The organism is Paraburkholderia sp. GAS42, assembly GCF_050436565.1.
GTDB lineage: Bacteria > Pseudomonadota > Gammaproteobacteria > Burkholderiales > Burkholderiaceae > Paraburkholderia.
Window position 1 is genome coordinate 1 of the sequence record NZ_JBNDML010000021.1, and the last position, 21099, is coordinate 21099.

Consider the following 21099-nt stretch of genomic DNA (forward strand, 5'->3'; position numbering starts at 1 on the left):
CGTCAAAGGTCAGCCAGCATGACATGCGACGTTTCAGCTTTGCCCAGGTACGACATTACAGCTTTGCCGTAACACACAAAACATCGATAATTTATCTTATGTCAACTTGAATCCCTGGTAGTTTGTCTATCCAATCGTTCCCGGCTGACCCAAGCACAACATGATTGCGCATCCATCTCAGACTTGTTCCTACTAATCCCCGCCGATTTTGCCCTCCTAAACACATCCGATTGGCTATTTTGGGCTTTTTAACGCAAACGGCAGTGTTTAGTAGGGGGAGGGCAGCCACTTAAACAGCACCGCTTGAATTATCTGCTCCTCTTAATCGTAGCCTTTAGCATCCAGAAGATCGATGCGACACGCGACGATTGTCGCTGTTAGTGACCAAGAAATGCGCGCACGACATGGTCGATAAATACCTTCTGGGCAACGTCATAATTTGACATAATAAATTTGACCCCAAAAATGAGGTAAATCCGCAGTCGATTCGCAGGGTAGTCATCGGTTCCAGATGTGTTCGCCGTCGTATCGAAACGGCGGTCAACGAAGACCGGAGAGAGCAGTTTTGGCTGGAACCAAATGTGCCGCGCATGGGACGGCATTTCCGCCCGGTTGGTGAACGCGATAGTCAGCATTCGTGCGCGTGCGGAGCGAGGACGCTTTTCTGAGATTCGCTAAAGACGAGTCGATGCGCGCGCCCCGACCGCACGGATTCCGCTTGGGAGATGCCATGTTCAAGCGATCGAGGAGCTCAAAACGAAATGCCATGGGGCTCCGACGACTACGTGAGGCCTTGCCGGCGCACATGCGTCGTACTCGCGACGTCTAGTTGGCCAGATTGGAACGGTCTTGGTGGGCATACGAGGATGTAGCTGGCGTGCTTCGTAAATCTGCACGCTTCTGGGGAAAGCGAAAGTCTACAGTTGTCGGAAGCGTCGCCGTAGCTTTGAAGCAGCAAACGCGACATCAAGGGTGGCGAAGTCCAGAAATCTTCGATATGGCGAGTATTGCGCGGGAAGCAGGCCGAAAGTGCTTCCAGGCGCTCATTGCAACGGAGGCCTGTAGCAAACAGGAACAGGGGTCAGTCATGTTTGTGCAGCAGATCGCCTGATCAAATCGATCTCGCCGGCTGCCCGCCGATTCGCATTGGGCGCGAGCAACCCGGACAGGACGAAACTGGAAGCGCTAGAGAAACTCGAGGGGTGAGATGTCCAAAGCATTGGCAAATCTCTCGATAGTCTCCAACGTGACGTTTTTCTTTCCCGACTCGACGACGCTGACGCGGTTGCGGTCGACGTTGACTTTTTCGGCAAGCTCTCGCTGATTCAGATCATTGTCAGCACGCCACTGCCGGATGCGCGTCGCCATGCCTTCGGTTATCTGTTGCGCGGTCTTGTCGCTTTTTTCGCCGCCGACCATTTCGCTGACGTTGGTTTTTAAAGCGCTAGCTATAAGGACGGCTTTTGAAATCGAAAGATTCGGTGCGCTCTTCTCGATGCGACTGACCGCACTTCGGTCAAGTCCTAGCGGGGCGCCGAAGGCCTCCTGAGTCAGACCCAGTTTGTCCCGACGGACACGCATCTCTTCCGCGAACAGCTTCGCAAGTTCCGCCATGCACAGCCCTGCATTGAAAAGCAGTCATCATTGGGCTTTGCAGGCAATTCGTCTACAACATCCGAATTGTAAAGCTCGATGTTGAAAACTCGGATGTCATAAATTTTTATGTTGTAGACATTGAGATTTACAATTTATGTGTCTACAATCGCACCACCAGCATCCCTGGGCCAATGAGTGATTTCGTTGCACGCCACTGCCGTGCGCGCAGCGGCGGGGTGCCCGTCAGCTTTTGAAGATCAGATAGATATGGTTCTTGTGTTCATTTGCCTCGACTGGATTGCTCCAGGAGATTGCGCCCCGACGCTCGAAGTCGGTGGGCATGGTGGCCAGCAGCCCAATGATGCCCGCGAGGAGTGCATCTCCTTGCTTGCCTCCTGCATAGGCCGATTCGAAGGTGCGTACCCAGTGCTTGCGACGAGGCAGATGATGGGGCGCCGGCTTTCAGATATCCAAGACTGTCTCGGGGAGCTGCGCGGAAAAATCAGAGATTCGGTCAACACAACAGGCGATTCGGCCTACAAGTTGGTCAGCGACTTCCTAATGGCTTGTGATTTTGCGAATGCATGGCCGTTCGAATGGGTGTCTATCGCCGACACGCGGGCGAGCTTTCCCGAGCAACTTCGGGATCGGGTTGTGGAATTCAGCGGAGCGCCAGAGGGCTTTGAAGCGGCGTGCCGCGAACTGGCACGTCTCCTCGACGCAACCGCCGCGTCTTCCACCGCACCCACGCTGCAGGAGACATCGCGTCTGCTCGGTGACCGCCGCATGATTGATGCGATTCGAAAACGTATGACGCGCACGCGAACGTCTTCCTGAAATCTGCAGACTTCAGATCGAGCTAGTTATGGATTCACGGCCATGTTCATTGGTCGGCTGACTACCGGATTGGCAAGTGCCGCGTCATATGCAACCCGCGAGGACGCCCGGGACGAAATCGGACTCGTGCTGACATTCCGTACGAAAACGCCAACTTCGATCCGACTCTAACTATCGAGATTTAACGCACTCATCGAGGTCCTGCGATGCCTATTGGAATCTATAACTACAGCGACGATGTGGTACTCGAGCGTTGGTCTATCCGCGAAACGGAGAGTGGCGCGAGGCATTTCGTCGGATTCAACATAGTGAATCATGAGGGAAGGGTGAGTACGCCCATTGTGAATTTCGACCCTGACTCGCGTACGGGCACAACAGAAAGCGGAAGTACCTACACGCTGGTTGGGCGAGCCGGCCGCGACAGCGACGGGGAATATGTGTGGGGCCATGCAGCGAGAGCGTGGAAGGTAAAAAACTGGAGAGACGTTACGCCAGAGTTGGTACCCGACTGGCGCATGTGGCTGCCAAAATGCAAGCGAAATGATCAAGGCGACAGCGAGGGCGAACTTCTGTCGCACTGGGACCTGACTGCCCAGCCCGCTCAATCGAATGACGGGTTTCGAGTAGATGCAGTGCGATATCGAGCGAGCGTCTACACGCGACGCTACGGTGACAAGGTGAATATTTCCGAGCCAATTTCAACTATTAGTGGAAATGGTTCAGTTGTGTTTTTTCGCCCAGTTCCCGCGAATAATAAATTGCAGTTTCTGGTCGCAGCGCGAGTTCTGCTGACGGAAAGATTGAAACGAGCCCAGTCGATCGACGAAGTTTTGCATCTTCAGCCCTGCCTGACCATGATCCTCGAGAATTTGCCTCGCGTGGACGATGAAATCGGCGAGCAGGTAGCTCGACTTAATCTTACCGTCCATGACGGAAGCTTAAGCGGACGAATGGTAATCGCGGATCATCCTGACCTGAATTACGGGCCCGTATCACTACGCAGACGACGAGGAGTCTGGGATGCAGTGCTCCGGATGCTGCCGGATTGGGGTGACATTGGCTTGATTTCCCCCATGGATTATTGAATGAATCGCGATCAAGTAGTGTTCTGGCGCGCATGTGCGTATCAGGGAAGTGTGCTCGGTCCTGGCTCGCCGGCGCCTGAAGTGTCGGAGGTCCTTGGTACGGCTGCACTCGGTCCCAACTTATCGACAGGTGACAGCTTCAACGAGCGCATCGTATCGCACGTTTATCGCGTCATCGCGGCGCAGATCGAGTCCTCCCCAATGAGCAACCTCAATCCGGTTACCGCACTGAAACCCTTCATGACGGTCGCGATTGAAACGCGCAACGAAACCGACTGCGAAAGCGCAGATGCCTGGAGTCAGGTCGCACGGCTTGATCTCATTTGCGACGGTCGTGCTGCTCATGCGGGTATCTGGGTGGAAGGGGCGGCGGAGAGGCTTCTGCCAACCGTCCAGATTCAAGACGAGGATACTGTGTGGACGGCGTTTGTCCGGCTACTTGGACAACAGGGCGATGAACATACCAATGATTGAGGCAAGCCCATTATGGCGAACCGCTGGGCGTCTGAGATTGGCATCCCTCGACGCTGGGCCACTCGCGAGCGAATGTAGCGGTCTTCATGCCTTGCGCGCCTGGAGGGCAGGTTGAAGATAAGTAGAAAAATCAGCACGAGGCCACGGGTCATCCCTCAGTTCAGTTTTGCTGAAAAGCGCAAAATCCTGCGTGCTAGTCGAATGATTCTGGCTCAGCCAGAAGTCAGAGGGGCACTTTACGCAATGTCTGACGAGAAGTTGGGACGACGGTTCAAATGTGCATTGCGCCGCGCGCTTCGGATGTCCAAACGTTCGCGACAGCGTTCTCGACAGACCGCGCACCCATCACATCGTCCGGGCACAAAGACATGAATGACCACCACAAATGAACCGGCAGATTCGGGAGGAGGAATACCGTGACGATTCCGATTGAGCGTACTGCTTCCGTGTTGAGAGCACGTGATCTCCTGACTGAGTTGTCGACTGTGCCAGACGACGCTGACCTGGAGGTCTTGCGGGAGCGCGCACGCAGGCTGCTCCGGCATTATCCAGAATTCTTACATCTGCAGTCTTCGTCTGCGATGGCTCCGGAGATTTGGGGAGACCCTGGTGCGAAGTGGTAGGGCAGAGCAACATGAGTCATGAAGTGGCTATCAGGTCGGTGCTGCTGTCGCTTCTCTTTGTACCCGTATTTTTCGCGGTCGGATACACCCTCAAGACTAAACCAAAAGCCTGACGACATGGATAAACCGGCCGCCAAGAATGATGATGGGAAGTGCCACAGTCGCTGCAAGCATGAGCGAGAGAAAGGGCGCTGCGTTAATTACCAGGCAATGTGCTGTACGTTCTTGCATAAAGATCACCTTTTCAGATTGACAGACGGTTTAATTGGCAAAGCGGCAGTTCCCCGGTCGTGATCGATCTAAAACACGATCGGGGAATGGTTGTCCGCAGATACGTGTAGCCAATCTTTCTAGCCTTTAAGGAAGGTAAGGCCTCGTGGCGATACCCTATGTCGATCTGCTAGTCACGGACATCGCAGTGTCGCCCGAGACAGGGCATTAGCCTAATACCTGCCACACCAACGGATTCCCGCTTGCAATATGGCTGGCATGTATTTCTGGCTTGGTAGAGGCAGAACCTGAGGATGAACTGCCTCTTCATTTTCCCCAATGAAAACGGAGCGCATTGCGAGGCGGGTGCGCCAAAGCTACTTCCGTACGATAACTCACCCGCCCCTCGGCGACGGGGTTCTATTGCGCTGGGTCAACCAACACTTTCATTTTCCGCCCAGCTCGCAGTTCCTCGAAGCCTTCTGCGAGCACGTTCTCCAGCGGCACGGTTTCCACCCAGCCCGTGGTCCTGTAGTGTCCGCGCTCCATTAGATCGATCACGCTCTTATAGTCTTTGCCTGTGTAGCAGAGCGTCCCCTGTATGCGCCGTTCACGCATAACAGTCTCAAGCAATGGTGTCAGCATAGGTTTGTCGTAGATCGCAACACTCACAAGAGTCCGGTGTTCGCCCAACGATTTCAACGCGGACGCGATTGCTGCTGGGACGCCAGCAGCGTCGTACGCCGCATCGACTCCTTCACCGTTGGTTCTATCCGCGATAAGGGCTGGCACGTCAATGCTCGTCGGATCGATAGTGCGCGCTCCTAGCCCTTCAATCGCTTTGCGACGGGTTGCTGATGGCTCTACTACGTCGATCTCGGTTACGCCCATACCCCGCAAAGCGAACCACAGACCTATGCCAATCGGACCCGCGCCGAAAATGAGCGTACGACTCTGGGCAGTCACGTCCCCGAGGGTGGCTGCATGGTAGGCGACCGCCATTGGTTCGACTAGCGCGCCCATTTCGACAGGAACGTTGTCGGGAAGCTTGTGAACCATGTGGCTTGGCACGACCGCATACTCAGCCATGCCGCCGTCAGACGAGAGTCCCTGGAAGCCGACACAGTTGCACACGTTGTAGAAGCCGGATCTACATGGTCTGCACATGCCACAGCGAATAACCGGCTCGATCGCGACGTTATCCCCTTCCTTGATGCCGGTAACGTCGGGCCCCACTTCCACTACAGTTCCAGAAAACTCATGCCCGATCACGATGGGCAAGGTCCTGCCAGTCAGCGGATGTGGCTCAGTCTTTGGAATCAGGACTGGGCCATCGTAGTATTCGTGGATATCGGTGCCGCAGATGCCGTTTCGACTAACCTTGATTTTCACTTCGCCCTTCGATGGCGACGGCTCTGGAACATCGTCAATTGTGATCTGGCGATTGCCGTAGTAGACAGCAGCTTTCATAGTGAACGACTCCTCCTGTTAAATACAGAATTCACGTCGCACGTCATAATGCAACGCTCTTTGCCCGCGAACCTATGGGCGGCTACCAAGGTGATGACCTTTCTTTCTTCCTTTCGACCAGCCTGAAACACGACCTGTTGGAGGACGAACTTCAACCGAATGGGTAAACCGATGCGCCGGAAAATGTGAAGCGTTGCCGACTGTCAGGGTCAACCAGCGGCGAGCAATCCGATGACTTCCTTCCCGGTCGATACGGCTTTAAAAAGCTGGAACCAGTTCGGCCCTTTTATCAGGCCGCTGAGAAAGCCTTTGCGTTCAGGTGGACACGCAATTCACAGATTTCTTTTTGGAGAGACCGTAGAACTCAAAATAGACGACATAAATCAGCATGACGTAGTTAAGTAGGTCGACCCAGGTGAGCGGGTCACCACCAAAACCGGGTGCAATTTCTGCTTCATGAAGTACGGAGACGGCAAACCATCGCGTATAGATTTCGAAGGAGATCAAACCAAGGCCCCAGCAAATCGATGCGCGTATTATCCGATTCGTCAACATGCCGAATCGGTTTGGCCAATTGCCCGCAACGTTGGCCCAGAAGATCAGCCAGAAGGCAATCCACACACCTAACTGCGCGGGCCAGATTGGGAGCGTTGTGCCGAGTTTTTCAATAGCACTGGAAGGAATGAGAATCCATCTGAGCAGCGCGAGATGTCCTACATAGAGTGCTGTCCCCAGCAGAAAATTGCCGACCAGTGCTGCGAGCGCCGTGTGGCTTTTCCGTCCCAGCGCACTCCACGGCCAATTGTCGAAAATGAGGTAGGTTGTTAGCCACGCGACGATAACGGAATAGAACCAGCCGATCGCCACTGGCAGGGGAAGCAGAGTCGCGTGAGGCGCCGAAGCAGTCGTCAGGTTGGGGTATATAAGCAAAAAATAACCTAGTCCCGTGAGGCAACAACCGCTAGCCAGTTGCGCAACACGGCCTGCTACAGGTCTCATCCCGCTATCGGACCATGGCCATCCGGACATGCCTGTAGCCAGTATGCCGAATCCGTAAAAGCCGATCAGCACGATAAGGCCGGTCGCACCATACCCGACACCGCCGACTGAGGTGAATGTCGGATCCAGTGCGCCATATCCATAGACGAGTGCACCCGGCAAGAGGAATGAAAGCCCAACCGTAACAACTGTGGCGATGCAGCCTCGGGCAGGTTGTTTGAACGCCGAAAATGCCGTCATACCGAAGTTAAAGCCAATGAAAACCAGCACCAGGATGCCCCAGAACAGGTACATGCCGAACGGCTGTGGGGAATACCTCCAGACGGCCAATTTTGCATCAACAAACAGACGCCATACCCCAAGGCTTATGACGTGCACAACCAGAAAAACAGCAACTGCGAACGCGAAGGGTTGCAACACTAATCCCGTAGGCGTAGTAGAGAGTTCCTCTTGCGCGGCAATGCTGGAGCTTGTGGGTTCCATGATCGGCATATCCAATACGATAAAAGCCCGATCGAGTAGCGCGCCGGACCCGCGATGGTCAATCGCGCGCTTGAAAATCGGACAAAAGAGCTCAGCCGCGTCGGTCAACGTGGCGCTTTGGGATGAACGGGCGTGGACCAGCGACTGGCCGATCCGGCCAGGTGCGGAGGCGCCGGCACGCTATCGGTAAACCAGTCCTCCGTCGATCAGCGGCGCTTGACCGGTCATATAATCAGAATCGGGTCCGGCCAGGTAGGAAACCAATCCGGCAACATCGTCTGGCGTTTCGGCGCGACCTAGCGCTATCCCCGCCACGTATTTTTTATATGTTTCGCCGATCGGCACACCGGTTATTTCAGCCATACGCTTGTCTATCTCAACCCACATGTCCGTTCCGACCACACCTGGACAATAGGCATTGACCGTGATTCCGTCGCTTGCCAACTCTCGGGCCGCTGCTTGCGTCAACGCCCGAACCGCAAACTTCGTCGCGCAATAGACGCCAAGCAGTGCGAATCCATCATGACCCGCGATCGAAGCCGCATTGATGATTTTCCCTTTCTTTTTAATTGCCCTGAATTTCTTCGCAGCAGCCTGAATGCCCCACAGAACACCCTCGACATTAACTTTGAAAATTCGCTCCACCTCAGCCGGCGAGACATCGAGAAGCGCTTGCACTTGAGCAATCCCGGCGTTGTTCACCATGATGTCAAGAGTGCCTAGTTCGTTTGCTGCATGTTCGACGGCCGCATAGACTTCGTCCCGCTTCGATACATCAGCCACGTAGGTGGTCACCTTTCGGCCAAGATCGCTAATTTCGGCCGCGACTATCTGCAATTTCTCTGTATTGATGTCAACCAACGCGAGATCAGCACCGTCTCTCGCGAGCCGCACCGCAATGCTGCGGCCGATACCCTGTCCGGCACCCGTGACGAGCGCCACCTTCGTATGAATAGTCATCGAATCTCCTTCCTGGAAGTTTGAGTCGGCAGCTCAATTTCCCAATTTCAACAAGAACGTGCTGCCGAACCGTCGCTTTCGTCATTCGCAGAACACGCTGCGGTTCCGCCACGCGTATCGCCTTATGCGCAAATTTTTAGGCTAGATCTCCATAAACACCTTGACTTGCCTTCAGCGCCAAGCGTCCGCGTTGCGTTACGACAGATGGTGAACTTCCTGCAATCCGAATACGGGCGTTGGAATGCCCTCCATGCGCGCCTTTAGCTGCAGCGACAGATACTGCGAGTAGTGGCGTGACTGATGCAGATTGCCGCCGTGGAACCACAGCGCTTGCTGTTGCGTCGGCTTCCACATATTGCGCTGCTCGCCTTCCCATGGTCCCGGGTCTTTCGTTGTCGCGGAGCCGAGGCCCCACACCTTGCCCACCTTGTCAGCGACTTCGCGAGAGATTAGATCGGCGGCCCAGCCGTTCATCGATCCGTAACCCGTCGCATAGACAACGAGGTCCGCTGGCAACTCGGTGCCGTCCGACAGCAGCACCGAATGCGCTTTCAACTCCACCACGTCGACGCCACTTTTCAACTTGATCTTGCCATCGGCGACGAGGTCGGACGCGCCGACGTCGATGTAATAGCCCGAGCCGCGCCGCAGATACTTCATGAAGAGACCGGAGCCATCGTCGCCGAAATCGAGCATGAAACCCGCGCGTTCGAGCCGCGCGTAAAACTCCGCATCGACTTCGCGAATCTTGTCGTAGACCGGAATCTGGAACTCGTGAAGGATCTTGTACGGCAACGACGCGAAGGTCATGTCAGCTTTCCACGTCGTCATACCCGAAGCGACTGCGCGCTCCGAATAAAGATCACCGAGCGCATGCTCCATCAGCGATTCCGACTTCACGATATGCGTCGACGAGCGCTGAACCATGGTGACGTCCACGCCAGCCTCCCATAGCGCTCCGCAGATGTCGTGCGAGGAATTATTAGCGCCTATCACGACCACTTTCTTGCCGCGATACGCGTCCGGTCCCGGATGCTGCGACGAATGATGCTGCTCACCCTCGAACACATCACGGCCTTTAAACTCGGGAATGTTCGGTTTACCCGACATACCGGTCGCGAGCACGAGTTGTTCGGGGCGCAGCGTCAGCGTCTCGCCGCCACGCTCGGCTTCCACGATCCATTCTTTCGTGACTTCGTCGTAGCGTGCCGATTTGCAGGTGGTGGCACTCCAGTAGTTCAGTTCCATCACCTTCGTGTACATCTCGAGCCAGTCGCCCACTTTGTCCTTCGGCGTGAAGACTGGCCAGTTGTCGGGAAACGGCAGATAAGGCATGTGGTCGTACCAGACTGGATCGTGCAGGCACAGGGTCTTGTAGCGCTTGCGCCATGCGTCGCCCGGCTTGTCGTTCTTATCGATGATGATTGTGGGCACGTTGAGTTGCCGCAGTCGCGCACCGAGCGCGATGCCGCCTTGTCCGCCACCGACGATCAAGCAATACGGCTGCTTCGTCACACCCAGCGTTTCGCTCTCGTGCTCGCGATGTTCCTTCCAGCTCGTGCGGTTGACGCGCGCGCCGTGTTCTGCGCCCATCGGGCGCTTGAAATTCTTCGGCTCTTCGTGGTCCTTCAGCTCGCTCATCACCGTGAGCAGTGTCCAGATCCGGCCATTCTTCAAGCGGATAAAACCGTTGCCGCGCGCGACGCCGGTCTCGAACGTAATCCACGCCTGAGCGAGCCCATCCGCTTCAGTTTCGGGCTCACTGATTGCGACGCGGAAATTCGAAGGGTCAGCAGTATCCAGTTGCGCCTCCAACATCGCGGCGATCTGTTCACGGCCTTCCATTGTCTTGATGTTCCAGGTGAAGCTCACAAGGTCACGCCAGTAGCAGTCCGGCTGGAACAGTTCGACTACGGCGGGAATGTCTCGATGCGCGAGCGCAGTGTTCAGGCGCTCGAGCACACCTGCTACGACGAGGGTGGGATTGGCTTCGGCCATGGTTACTCCTCCATTAGAACGGATGATCGATACATTTGCTAAAGGTGGGTTTCTCGCCCACTCTGGAACTGGAACCACAATGCCGCGTGAATTAGCGTCGGTGTGGAGGCACGATGTTGTGCTTTGTGATGCGCCGGTAGAGAGTCGCCCGCGACATGCCAAGAAGCTTTGCCGCTTCGATCGGGCGCCATTTGGCCGTCGTCAGCGCGTTGACGATACGTCGACGTTCGGTCACATCGGCTTCGCGTACAGCGGGTTGGGCGGCACTAGGGGCTGCGGGCGGTGCGCTATGCTGGCGCAGCGTATGAGGCACCGGCGGTCGCACCCGTGCGAAAAGCGGCTCGCCGTTGCGTGCGAGCCGCAGCGATATAAAGTCGTGCCCCATGCGAGCGTCGAGAAACCGTAAGGCACGAATATCGAAGAGTTCAGACACATCGCACGGCAAGCGCTCGAGTCCTGGTACGCACTCCTTCGCCCGGCGGTTCGCGGCAACAGCCCAGCCGCGCTCATCGAAGGCAATCAGGATCTCGGGCTGCGTTTCCACGTAGTGGCGATTGCGGTGTGCGAGCATCACCCAGCGGTGCGTCGTGGCATGGAGAAAATAACTGTTTTCGATCAGCACCGCGCTTTGTCGCACGATATGGTTAACGAGGCGCTGACTTTCGCGCTCGTCCGGCGAACGTACCGCCGATGCGTCCAGCACCCCAATCAGCTCGCCGGAGAGGCCGAATATCGGCGAGGCGCTGCACGTCAGCGTAGTGAACGCGGCGCGAAAATGGTCGATCTTGTGCACCGTGATCGGTTCGCGGTCGAGTAGCACGGCCGTGACGCCGCAGGTGCCTTCCTCGCGCTCTGACCAACATGAACCCGGGTACAGTCCCGCGCGCTTGAACGCGTGGCGCCGGTCAGGGTCGACGCGATAGTCGATCGTCACGCCAGCCGCGTCCGTAAGCATCACACAATAGTCAGCTTCGCGCACCGTCTCGTGCAGCTGCGACAGGCACTGGCCGGATGCGCGCAGCACCGGTTCCTCGCGTTGGCGGACATCGCGAAGCTCAGACGCTGTGAGGATGCGGGGTCCGACCATGGCACCGGGATCGAGATGATATTGTTCGAATGAACGGCGGTACGATGACACGAGTCGGAGCGACGCACCGTCGCTCGAACGGGGTGTACGCGCCTCGATCGCATTGCGCACGCGGTCGATATGTCTGGTCTGCGGAACATAGGGCATGACGAGTCTCCGGCGGTCCGGATGCGTCGCGCACAACACATCATTGGCGCGGCATACCGATACTTAGTTGGTTTAAGCGTTGTACCATGCGCGTTCGCCAAGATCACACCGCAACGCACCATCGACATATTTGAGACTTTCGTCTCAGCTGGCAGGATGGCCTGCCGCCTTTTCATGAGGACGCCGCTGAGCAAGTCTCACGGACGTTGTTCTCGATCGAAAGAAAGTGGTGTACCGATTTTCGGAAAGATCAGCGAATACGACGTCGCAATCCATATTCTGCTGGGGCGATCATTGCAGGGACGATGGCGCTCTTCCCGTTAACGCCGCAATGCAACGCGATATTTCGGAATGAGAGATAAAGGGATCGCTATACGCGACTTCTCTCTACCTACGAGCCACACGCACATCTATCGGCCTCTGAACGGGTCTCTATCAAAGACGTCGCAATCTCCCTTATGCACGAGCTTCGTGGCTAAAACCTTGAACACCCACTCTCCGATGAGCTGCTCATTGCATGCTGGAAGTGTCAGCACGAAGAAGAGGGCGGATCCTGACTGCATTTCAGCATTGGGTACCTATCGATGCCGCATTGAGGCCGCTGACATGGAAGCGGAATTTCGACGTCTACTCAAAGTTAGGCTTGCAAAAAGGTATCGTCGAATTGGGCTAAATGATTTCGACATGACACTTAAAGTTGTCTATTTCTTCGACAAGGCTCTGACCGAAGGATGAGGTTCGGTTTGCACGGATTTCCAGCGAAAAAAATGAATCAGTTCACTGGCATTATCGCCGGGTACGGCTATACAGTTCGAACGTCAATGTACGCAAAGTCCTTGACCACGAACTGGTAGGTGATCTTCGGCTCGTCAAAGCGCGGTTCGCCATAAGCAGGCCAACGAACTCGTCGTCCTGACTTGACACCTATGTCGAGAGTTCCGATTGTCCTGGCTCTATCTTATTGACCGATTTTGCTTTGCTTCGGGTGTGTCCGTTGCTGATTGACCTTGCGCACCCTCATGCGATTTTGCACTGGCCCCAGCATGTGTCCATGGCGCGGTTACGTTGATGTCTCTTCAAATTTAACGAACTGGCGGATGGCGGCAGGTCCGCAACAGCGGCAGGCTCGCCGCGTCGAGCAGCCACGAGCGAGTTGGGTTCTGCCTGAGCCTGGCCGCTCAGGCCTACAGGCTCCCAGCGATCAGCCGATCTGCCATCTCGCGCAGATGTGGCGCCGGACCGTCGCGCCCGAAAATCTGCCCAGACATAAACGCTCCTTCCAGTAGCAACAGTAGTCCGTCGCCTAACGCGTCTGGATCGCGTGCGCCCATGTCGCGAGCCATAGTGGCCAGGCGTGCGCGCAGTTCGCGTTTATGCGCTACCGCCACCTTGCGAGCCGGATGATCGGACTCCGGATATTCAACCAGCGCGTTGCTGAGCCCGCAGCCGCGATATGGACCAGGCCGCTTGGTGCTCTCGATGAGCTTGTCGAAATAGGCGAGGATCTGCGCGCGTGGATCGCTCGGGTGGGCGGCAACGGCAGCGTCGAAACAAGCCCAGAACTCGGCCTCATAGTCATGCAGATAGGAAGCAGTCAGATCATCTTTCGATGAGAAGCTGCGGTACAGGGTGGGCTTGGTGACGCCAGCCCCTGCAACGATGGCATCCACCCCGACCGCACGGATTCCGTGATCGTAAAACAGCTGCCGTGCGCTGCGGCGGATACGCTCAGCCGCTGGCGCCGGTCGACTAACTTCAACTGACGCTGTTTTTTTTTTCATGGTGCACGTCCTCCTGAGTTGAAAATTCGTGCGATTATTTTGTTGACGATGTTACGTACCGGTACGTACTATACACCCTCTCTTTGATACGTACCGGTACGTAACGTGAATATACCCAAAGCCTTTTCTTCGCCCCGTCTCGGCCAGCGCTACGCTTTCGTCGTTGCTGGCATCATTTTCTTTGCGCTTCTGGTCTCAGCTGGCCTCCAATCTGTACCTGGGATCCTGATCGTCCCGCTTGAGAAAACATTTGGCTGGAGTCGCGCGTCGATTTCACTCGCAGCTGCCGTTGGCCTCTTTTTCTACGGGATAGTGGGTCCATTTTCCGCTGCAGCGATGCAACGTTTCGGCCTGCGGCGCGTGCTAATCACCGCTTTGCTAGTCATGTCGGCCTCCAACGTTGCTACTGCCTTCATGACCAAACCCTGGCATCTGTTGGCAACCTTGGGGCTATTCTCGGGGACGGCCTCGGGCGCTGTAGCACTCGTGCTTGGCGCGACCGTGGTCAACCGCTGGTTTGCCAAGCGCCGTGGCTTGATGATGGGGCTGCTGACTGCTAGCACTGCGACCGGCAACCTGATTTTCCTTCCTGTGTTGGCCAGCCTGGCAGAATCGGGCGACTGGACACGCGTGGTGTGGACCGTTGCAGCTGCCGCGCTTGTGATGGTGCCGCTGGTTTGGCTGTTTGTGCCCGATCGGCCTGCTGACGTTGGTCTGATGCCCTATGGAAGCGAACCCGGCGCCAAGCCGGCAGCGCCTGAGCCAAATGCTGGCATGGTGGCCGCCACGCTCGGGGTGCTGTTCCGAGCCGCAACTACTCCCGCATTCTGGTATTTGTTCGGTACGTTCTTCATATGCGGCTTCACGACCAACGGACTTGTCGGTACCCATCTAATCTCGCTATGTGGCGACCACGGTATCGCAGAGATACAGGCGGCGGGCCTGCTGGCAACAATGGGTATATTTGACCTGTTCGGCACAACTGCCTCTGGCTGGCTGACCGACCGGTTCGATCCGCGCAAACTGCTCTTCATGTACTACGCGCTGCGTGGCATAGCACTGATTTATCTCCCTTATTCGAATTTCTCGTTCTATAGCCTGGGCGTCTTTGCGATTTTCTTTGGTCTGGACTGGATCGCCACTGTGCCGCCCACGATGCGGCTGGCCACCGAGGCTTTTGGTGACCGTGACGCGCCCGTGGTCTTCGGCTGGATCGTGGCGGCGCACCAGCTTGGCGCCGCGTGTGCAGCGTGGATGGCAGGCTTCGTGCGCGACACCTATGGCAGCTACCTGATGGCATTCGTACTCGCGGGTGCTACAGGCATAGTCGCCGCGTTCCTCGCACTGTTAATCAATCGCAAGCAGAGCAGTGCAGTGCCGCAGCCAGCATAAATGCAAACATGCACGGCGGGCTTGTAGCCCGCCTGTGAGCGCAAGTGCATCGCAGCGAATCGCTCCTCGTGCAGCGAGCCGTCCACATCTTTAAGGTCGCATTGCCTGGGGAGCGGTACCTCTGCACAGGGGACGTGATTGTTCGCAACAGTGAAAAGGACAATGCTGCTCTGGGACATAACATGCCGAATCATCTTCGGGAGCTGTCTGTTCGGTGACTTCCGCTCGATGATATTGCGGTGCCCACAGCCGCTACGCCTGCCTGAAGATAGACAAAGCGATCCAGCTATCACTGGAAATCGGCAGATTGTGATAGAGGGACATGCAGGATCAGTTGAGCAAATCCTTCAAAGGTTCAGCGTCAAGCTTTGACGTGAACCGGCTTCATCATCAAGCGGGCGTGCTACACAAATCAACGCGTGCCCGGCTTCGACATTGGCTTCAACCGGGTCCTGGTAGGTCACGCTGCCGTTTAACACGCGAGTGGAGCAGGTGCCGCACATGCCTGAGCGGCAGCTTGACAGTGCGTCGATACCGCATTTCTCTGCGAATTCCAGTAGTGTGCCGTCGTTTGGCAACCATTGCACCGTGCGTTGCGAGCGCGCGAATACCACGGGTACGCCGCCGATCACTGGTTTCCTTGCGTTTTGGATTCATTGCGACGCCGGGTCGGCATAACGTCCAGCGGGGCTGAGGGCGTGCGCTTTACGCTCGCGGGGCCGAACGCTTCGAACCGGATGCGCTCTTCAGCGACGTTCAGTTCACGCAAACCTTGGTGCAGGTCGTGCATGAATAACTCGGGCCCGCAGAGATAGAAATCGTAATCGTCGAACGGAAGCAGACGTTTGAGTGCCGCAATATCGACGCGGCCCTGCCACGTTATCGAAAAATCCGTTGTGTTTGTAGCGTCGTCATATTCACTATCGCTATCGAACAGATGTATCGAAACATCGCGATGTTGCATGGCCAGTTCTTTCAGATGCGCGCTGAACGGCCGCTCGCCGTCATTACGCGCACCATGGAAGAAGTAGAGCGGTCTGGTCTGTGGATGAGCTCCGCGTGCCGCGATAGCTTGATGCAACATCGCCAGCATCGGCGTGATGCCGATACCTGCGGAGATGAACGCCACTGGACGCGCGCTTGGCAGGTCATAGGTGAAAGTGCCGCGTGGCGTCATCGCGTCGATGGTCATGCCGGCGGAAAGATGCTCATGCAACCAGCTCGACGCTGTACCCTGACGCTTCACGCTGATTCGGTATTGCCGTGAGTTGCTCGCATCGGAAAGCGTATAGGTTCGCACGAGCGGCGCGTCGGCACCGTTTGCTGGCACGCGCATTGGCAGAAACTGCCCCGGTTCGAACGGCGGCAAACGTGTCCCGTCGGTCGACTCCAGATAGAAAGAGCGGATCGATGGCGTCTCGTCATGTATCGCTGCAATCTGCAGTTTTTTCCATGGCGACTTCGCTTGTTGCTCCGGTGGTTTCGGTGGTGGAAATTGTGGCGCATATTCGACTGCTGACCAGCGGAACGGTAATGCAGCACGGCTACGCCGCACTTCTGTAATGCGAAAACGTACCAGTCTTTCTGCGAGCGGAAATTCAGACAGTTCGGGTCCTTCCCAGACGATCTCGGCCAATGCAGCCGCATACAGAAGGTCACCGCTCTCGAAGTCGACAAACAGCAAACCGGCCCGGGGATCGTGCGTCAGATTGCCGAGCGTATTGAAGAAGCGATTACCGCTGAAATCAGGCGTGGTCAGTGTGTTCGCGTCATCAATGCGGATAAAGCCTGGCATGCCGCCGCGATGCGAAACGTCCACGCCGCCCGCAAGACCTGCTTCGCTAGAGAGGTTGGCACTGGCTATAAAGAACGTGTCGGCACGCGAGAGCAGTATCCGGTCCGCCTCGCTGAATTCGGTGGCGTATTCAACGTCGGTGTTCGTAACAGCAGAATCGCGCGTGATGAACATGGGCGTACGGCCTTGAATATATTTCGCGCAATTGCCGAAACTTTGCAAAACGACGAGCGAGATGGTGTCGCCATCTACTGAGGACACCACGCCGTTGACCCGGTTGCGTCGACCGGTTTGCGGTTGTAACCCTAAGCCGCCGATCAGCGCGCCTTTCTGCCAGTGTCCGGTTAGCGGATCGCCTGGCAGCGTGCCGCCTTTGATCTGCAGCGTACGTGGGTCTGGCGACGAAACAAAGCCCGGCCTGCCTACGCGTAAAGTCGCCCAAGGTTGCCCGCCTGTATCGACGCCGCCAAACACCATGAACGGCTGCTCTGAAAAGAACTGCCGGTGCTGCTCTGGCATGTAAGTCCGGATACCGCGCCGGCCGGCTTTATCGGCCTCTTCCGCTACGCCCGCACGCTGCTGCACGGCGACTTCGGCGCGATGAAAAGGTGTGACATCGGCGCTTCGAACAGCCGGATTGATGGGAGACGGTTCAGACATGGCAACCTCTGATCATGGCGCAGGGCACGGACTTACGGGTGTGCACGCCTTTACTCGGCAAGCAGGCCTACTTTGGTTGTCGGCATTGCAATAAAGCGCGGCAATGCTTCAACGCGGCGAAGCCATGCCCGAATGTTCGGATATGGGGCGAGTGATACGCCACCTTCTGGCGCGTGCGCGATATAAGTGTGCGCCGCAATGTCGGCGATTGTCACGTGCTCGCCGGCTGCGAATGGCTTGTCGGCGAGCTCTGAGTCCAGCACATCGAACAGCTTTATCGCGATTTTCTGCGCAGTTTCAAGGTGTAATGGTGCGCCAAACACTGTTACGAGTCGCGCTGCGCACGGACCGTAGGCAATTTGCCCTGCAGCGAGCGAAAGCCAGCGCTGCACAGCCGCAGCGCCCAGTTCGTCTTCCGGTAGCCACGACAGCTCACCATAGCGCTTGGCGAGATAAACCAGAATCGCGTTCGAATCAAACAGTACGGTGTCGCCATCTTCGATCGTCGGCACCTGGCCAAACGGATTTAACTGAAGATATTCCGGGCGACGGTTATCGCCGTCGGCTATCTTCAGTTCCACCACCTCGAACGGCAGATCGAGTAAGGTTAGAAACAATTTCACGCGATGGCCGTGCCCGGAAAGCAGGCTTGTGTGCAGGCGAATCGGCTGGGTGGGTTGGGCGATGGGCATCTGGAGTCCTTGCATAATCCTGATATCAAAAATAGTACTTTAGAATAACGGTTGCCGCTTCGCGCGAGAAGACTGTTAAGCTTCAAAACACAATCAATCGAAAGTGAACAAACTGCGATGGCACGTATACGCGATGTCAATCTGAACCGCCTGATGGTTTTCGTGGCAGTGGTCGAGGCGGGCTCTCTAACAGCCGCAGCGGCACGCCTCGGGCTCGCCAAAGCGATGGTCAGCACGCACATTCAGCGTCTCGAAAGGGAAGTCGGTGCGAGTCTGTTGGTGCGAACAACGCGACAACTCAGTGTGACTCAAAGCGGCCGCGCGTTCTATGATGCGAGTTGCAAAATCCTGCAGGCGACGGAAGATGCGCTGTCGGAAGTATCGGGCGTCAGCGCGCCGGTGCGAGGCACATTGCGCGTGAGCACCCCAAACGACTACGGCGCGCTCGTGGTCGCTCCAGCACTTGTCGAGCTAAAGCACACGTACCCGGAACTCGATATCGAACTGATCTGCAACGACAGTTATGTAGACTTGATAGCTGACGGCATTGACATCGCGATTCGCCTTGGTCGGCTAGCTGACTCGAACTACCGGGCGGTGAAGGTTGGCAGCTACATCAAATGGCTTGTCGCGAGTCCTGCTTTCGTGGAAAAGTGGGGCAAACCGCGCTCGCCGGCAGCGCTGGCTAAATGGCCTTTCGTTGCGATGTCAGTATTGCCGCATTCGCTTACGCTCGAACTTCAGCGCACGAACGGCGACGTGAAAAGTGTGCGATGCGCGGGCAGCGTGGTCGTTAATACGGCTGACGCTGCGCGGGCGGCCACACTCGCGGGCGGCGGGTTCGGATTGTTAACAGACTTCTCGATTGCAGCGGACGTGGAAGCTGGCCGCCTTGTCCGTTTGTTGCCCGACTGGACAACGGCGCCCGCCGGCATTCACGTGGTGTTCCCACCAACCAGCTATCCGCCAGCGAAGGTGCGTGCTCTGATCGACGTCTTCAGGAAGCGACTTGACGTCAATCCCTGAAGCATTTCGTCCGATGCCGACGCGCGAACGCTACGGCCAAAAAAAGTCGAAAGCTGTACGTAACCAGTCAGTCGAGCCAAGCTGGCAGGCCCCGAAAGTCAGATTGACGGTCTCCATGGCTTTGAATCACGTACCTCCTCGCTGAATTCTATGGCACAAGGCTCGCGCCCAAAGCCGGCCGAGCCTGCTTGTGAGCCATTCAGTTCCTGACGGACGGCATTTTCCCCGTATTGAGACATTCCTCGATAAGCGAGGGAAGTTCGGCTAGTCGCGAGACGACCTTTACTTCCAGTCCAGCAAGCTGTCGACGGATGTGAGGGGCCATGTATCGATCGGCCCGGAAAATATCGCAGTATGGTGCGTACAGTGCATGCATCGCATCCACAGTATCACTTGCCTTGGGCGTGCGTCCCGATGCGGCGATTGCATCCCACAGAACCGAATGCAGCGTGCGCATCATGCATGACAAACCGCGACATACGCGATCAATCTCGGTAGCGGTGGGTATGGGGCGGACGCTTCCGGCCGAGGAGGCGGACATCGCAAGCTGCACCAGGAGTCGGTCCTGCTCGTGCTGCCACCAGTCCTGGCGCCAAAGATCGCCTACAGCCTCTGGGTGACGTTGCCGCTGATCCCGAACGAATCGCGCAATTTCCTCCATTCTGGCAACCATGTCTACAGCAGCGGCGCGCAGCCACTGCAGAGCTGGCGACAGTTGATCATGATGTTCTGAGAACCACAGCACCATCCATCGCGGATCACGCAAGCTCGAGAGAAACGCTTCTTCTGCATCCTTGGCGCTCGCCCGTCCATAAATATGCGACTGGAGAATCAGGGCATCCTCACGGCGCATCGGGTACATTCGCATGATCTCCGTCAGCCCCTCGGTAGACGGCGTCGATAAATGCCGCTCCATTTTCGGGGAAATGCGCGTGCCAGTACCTACCTTGCGTTTAATAAGACGGCGCTGTGCTCGATTAACGGCGTGCTTTCCAATGTTCGCAAGCATGTCGCGTCTCATGTCGGCCCATTTGATGGGAGACATGAAATCGACAATTTCGGGAAACCACGTCGCGTCGGCTGTCAACGGTTGGACCGGTTGCGGCGCGACTTGACCGAGCCTTGAGGTCTCGGCCTCCAATAGCCGATCTATCGATATGAAAGCATTGCGTTCACACAACTCCACCAGGAGATCGGTCCGTGCCAGCGCCGATGGCGTGAAGCCCGGCTCCAGCGGAGTCATCTCACTGAGATGAACACCGGAAAATGCAAACACCACTTCGCCTGAGCGCGCACGCCGAAGAAGGGCGGCTCGAATTTCGTCGTTCTCCGGGCTCTTGCGGGCAGGATCCGACAGCGTAGAGAAATCGCTACTGTCCAGGTAAACAACTATCGGCCTCTTCATGCCGTGCACCGTATCCTAGATTTTAAATTGGTTTTGTTGAAAAAGTAAATTTGTCCCGTGCCTAGCCTGAAGACCTCGGTTCTCACACCGGGAATGAAAAGCCCTTTGCATGCGGCGAGGCGACATTTTGCTGATTTTCCCAAGAGAATTGAGGATGTGCCGATGTGGAAAAACAACCGCATCGGCACATCCAGCATATCACCCGCGCTCTCCATTTTCGCATCAACGGCGAACACGAATTGGTTGGCGGCCGCCCTAATTCAATGACACTTCCTTAGACCTTGAGATGCGCGCAACGGTAAGAATGCAAATATACTTACTTGCCCCGGAGGCAGTCTAACCGAGGGAAATGAAGAATTGCCTTGACGCAGCGACAAAT

At 56.4% G+C, this 21099-nt stretch carries 16 protein-coding genes and 1 pseudogene; 6 read left to right on the top strand and 11 right to left on the bottom strand.

Going from position 1 to position 21099, the window contains the following annotated elements; genetic code table 11:
- Positions 1-377: 377 nt before the first annotated feature.
- Positions 378-635 (bottom strand): hypothetical protein, encoded by a 258-nt coding sequence (locus P3T16_RS26620; RefSeq protein WP_429344539.1) that lies wholly within the window; start codon positions 633-635, stop codon positions 378-380.
- Positions 636-1185: 550 nt separating this feature from the next.
- Positions 1186-1614 carry a helix-turn-helix domain-containing protein gene (locus tag P3T16_RS26625; protein WP_429344540.1) on the bottom strand — a complete coding sequence of 143 codons (429 nt, stop codon included), beginning with the start codon at positions 1612-1614 and terminating at the stop codon, positions 1186-1188.
- A 186-nt stretch (positions 1615-1800) separates the two neighbouring features.
- Here P3T16_RS26625 and P3T16_RS26630 point away from each other — a divergent pair, with 186 nt between their 5' ends.
- The 4 genes from P3T16_RS26630 to P3T16_RS26645 all read left to right on the top strand — a co-directional run bounded on the left by P3T16_RS26630 (position 1801) and on the right by P3T16_RS26645 (position 4615).
- The gene (locus P3T16_RS26630; protein WP_429344541.1) at positions 1801-2433 is read left to right on the top strand and encodes a hypothetical protein; all 633 of its coding nucleotides are present in this window, start codon (positions 1801-1803) and stop codon (positions 2431-2433) included.
- A gap of 206 nt (positions 2434-2639) precedes the next feature.
- Positions 2640-3518 carry a hypothetical protein gene (locus P3T16_RS26635; RefSeq protein ID WP_429344542.1) on the top strand — a complete coding sequence of 293 codons (879 nt, stop codon included), beginning with the start codon at positions 2640-2642 and terminating at the stop codon, positions 3516-3518.
- The gene (locus tag P3T16_RS26640) at positions 3519-3992 is read left to right on the top strand and encodes a hypothetical protein (RefSeq protein ID WP_429344543.1); all 474 of its coding nucleotides are present in this window, start codon (positions 3519-3521) and stop codon (positions 3990-3992) included.
- Positions 3993-4408: 416 nt separating this feature from the next.
- The gene (locus P3T16_RS26645) at positions 4409-4615 is read left to right on the top strand and encodes a BPSL0761 family protein (RefSeq protein ID WP_429344544.1); all 207 of its coding nucleotides are present in this window, start codon (positions 4409-4411) and stop codon (positions 4613-4615) included.
- Between the two features lie 630 nt (positions 4616-5245).
- Here the strand turns inward: P3T16_RS26645 and P3T16_RS26650 are convergent.
- The 6 genes from P3T16_RS26650 to P3T16_RS26675 all read right to left on the bottom strand — a co-directional run bounded on the left by P3T16_RS26650 (position 5246) and on the right by P3T16_RS26675 (position 13750).
- On the bottom strand, positions 5246-6295 hold the full coding sequence (locus P3T16_RS26650; RefSeq protein ID WP_429344545.1) for a 2,3-butanediol dehydrogenase: 1050 nt from the start codon (positions 6293-6295) through the stop codon (positions 5246-5248).
- A gap of 315 nt (positions 6296-6610) precedes the next feature.
- The gene (locus tag P3T16_RS26655) at positions 6611-7885 is read right to left on the bottom strand and encodes a hypothetical protein (RefSeq protein WP_429344546.1); all 1275 of its coding nucleotides are present in this window, start codon (positions 7883-7885) and stop codon (positions 6611-6613) included.
- A gap of 72 nt (positions 7886-7957) precedes the next feature.
- On the bottom strand, positions 7958-8737 hold the full coding sequence (locus P3T16_RS26660; RefSeq protein WP_429344547.1) for an acetoin reductase: 780 nt from the start codon (positions 8735-8737) through the stop codon (positions 7958-7960).
- A gap of 195 nt (positions 8738-8932) precedes the next feature.
- On the bottom strand, positions 8933-10735 hold the full coding sequence (locus P3T16_RS26665) for an NAD(P)/FAD-dependent oxidoreductase (RefSeq protein ID WP_429344548.1): 1803 nt from the start codon (positions 10733-10735) through the stop codon (positions 8933-8935).
- A 91-nt stretch (positions 10736-10826) separates the two neighbouring features.
- Positions 10827-11969, bottom strand: coding sequence for a GAF domain-containing protein (locus P3T16_RS26670; protein WP_429344549.1), 1143 nt, complete (start codon positions 11967-11969; stop codon positions 10827-10829).
- Positions 11970-13153: 1184 nt separating this feature from the next.
- A complete protein-coding gene (locus tag P3T16_RS26675) occupies positions 13154-13750 on the bottom strand; it encodes a TetR/AcrR family transcriptional regulator (protein WP_429344550.1) in 597 nt (198 codons plus the stop codon).
- Positions 13751-13855: 105 nt separating this feature from the next.
- Here P3T16_RS26675 and P3T16_RS26680 point away from each other — a divergent pair, with 105 nt between their 5' ends.
- The gene (locus tag P3T16_RS26680) at positions 13856-15142 is read left to right on the top strand and encodes an MFS transporter (protein ID WP_429344551.1); all 1287 of its coding nucleotides are present in this window, start codon (positions 13856-13858) and stop codon (positions 15140-15142) included.
- 347 nt (positions 15143-15489) lie between these two features.
- Here P3T16_RS26680 and P3T16_RS26685 read toward each other — a convergent pair.
- Positions 15490-17597: pseudogene (locus P3T16_RS26685) on the bottom strand (pyridoxamine 5'-phosphate oxidase family protein).
- A gap of 50 nt (positions 17598-17647) precedes the next feature.
- Positions 17648-18289, bottom strand: coding sequence for a glutathione S-transferase family protein (locus P3T16_RS26690; protein ID WP_429344552.1), 642 nt, complete (start codon positions 18287-18289; stop codon positions 17648-17650).
- 117 nt (positions 18290-18406) lie between these two features.
- Here P3T16_RS26690 and P3T16_RS26695 point away from each other — a divergent pair, with 117 nt between their 5' ends.
- Positions 18407-19315, top strand: a complete 909-nt coding sequence (locus P3T16_RS26695; RefSeq protein ID WP_429344553.1) for a LysR family transcriptional regulator — start codon at positions 18407-18409, stop codon at positions 19313-19315.
- A gap of 199 nt (positions 19316-19514) precedes the next feature.
- Here the strand turns inward: P3T16_RS26695 and P3T16_RS26700 are convergent, their stop codons facing one another.
- Positions 19515-20720, bottom strand: a complete 1206-nt coding sequence (locus tag P3T16_RS26700) for a hypothetical protein (protein WP_429344554.1) — start codon at positions 20718-20720, stop codon at positions 19515-19517.
- Positions 20721-21099 lie beyond the last annotated feature (379 nt).

Excerpts from the sequence above, each read along its gene's own strand:
- P3T16_RS26650 (WP_429344545.1), bottom strand. The coding sequence starts at position 6,295 with ATGAAAGCTGCTGTCTACTACGGCAATCGCCAGATCACAATTGACGAT.
- P3T16_RS26625 (WP_429344540.1), bottom strand. The coding sequence starts at position 1,614 with ATGGCGGAACTTGCGAAGCTGTTCGCGGAAGAGATGCGTGTCCGTCGG.
- P3T16_RS26690 (WP_429344552.1), bottom strand. The coding sequence starts at position 18,289 with ATGCCCATCGCCCAACCCACCCAGCCGATTCGCCTGCACACAAGCCTG.
- P3T16_RS26620 (WP_429344539.1), bottom strand. The coding sequence starts at position 635 with ATGCTGACTATCGCGTTCACCAACCGGGCGGAAATGCCGTCCCATGCG.
- P3T16_RS26665 (WP_429344548.1), bottom strand. The coding sequence starts at position 10,735 with ATGGCCGAAGCCAATCCCACCCTCGTCGTAGCAGGTGTGCTCGAGCGC.
- P3T16_RS26670 (WP_429344549.1), bottom strand. The coding sequence starts at position 11,969 with ATGCCCTATGTTCCGCAGACCAGACATATCGACCGCGTGCGCAATGCG.
- P3T16_RS26675 (WP_429344550.1), bottom strand. The coding sequence starts at position 13,750 with ATGAAAAAAAAAACAGCGTCAGTTGAAGTTAGTCGACCGGCGCCAGCG.
- P3T16_RS26640 (WP_429344543.1), top strand. The coding sequence starts at position 3,519 with ATGAATCGCGATCAAGTAGTGTTCTGGCGCGCATGTGCGTATCAGGGA.
- P3T16_RS26635 (WP_429344542.1), top strand. The coding sequence starts at position 2,640 with ATGCCTATTGGAATCTATAACTACAGCGACGATGTGGTACTCGAGCGT.
- P3T16_RS26695 (WP_429344553.1), top strand. The coding sequence starts at position 18,407 with ATGGCACGTATACGCGATGTCAATCTGAACCGCCTGATGGTTTTCGTG.
- P3T16_RS26660 (WP_429344547.1), bottom strand. The coding sequence starts at position 8,737 with ATGACTATTCATACGAAGGTGGCGCTCGTCACGGGTGCCGGACAGGGT.
- P3T16_RS26700 (WP_429344554.1), bottom strand. The coding sequence starts at position 20,720 with ATGAAGAGGCCGATAGTTGTTTACCTGGACAGTAGCGATTTCTCTACG.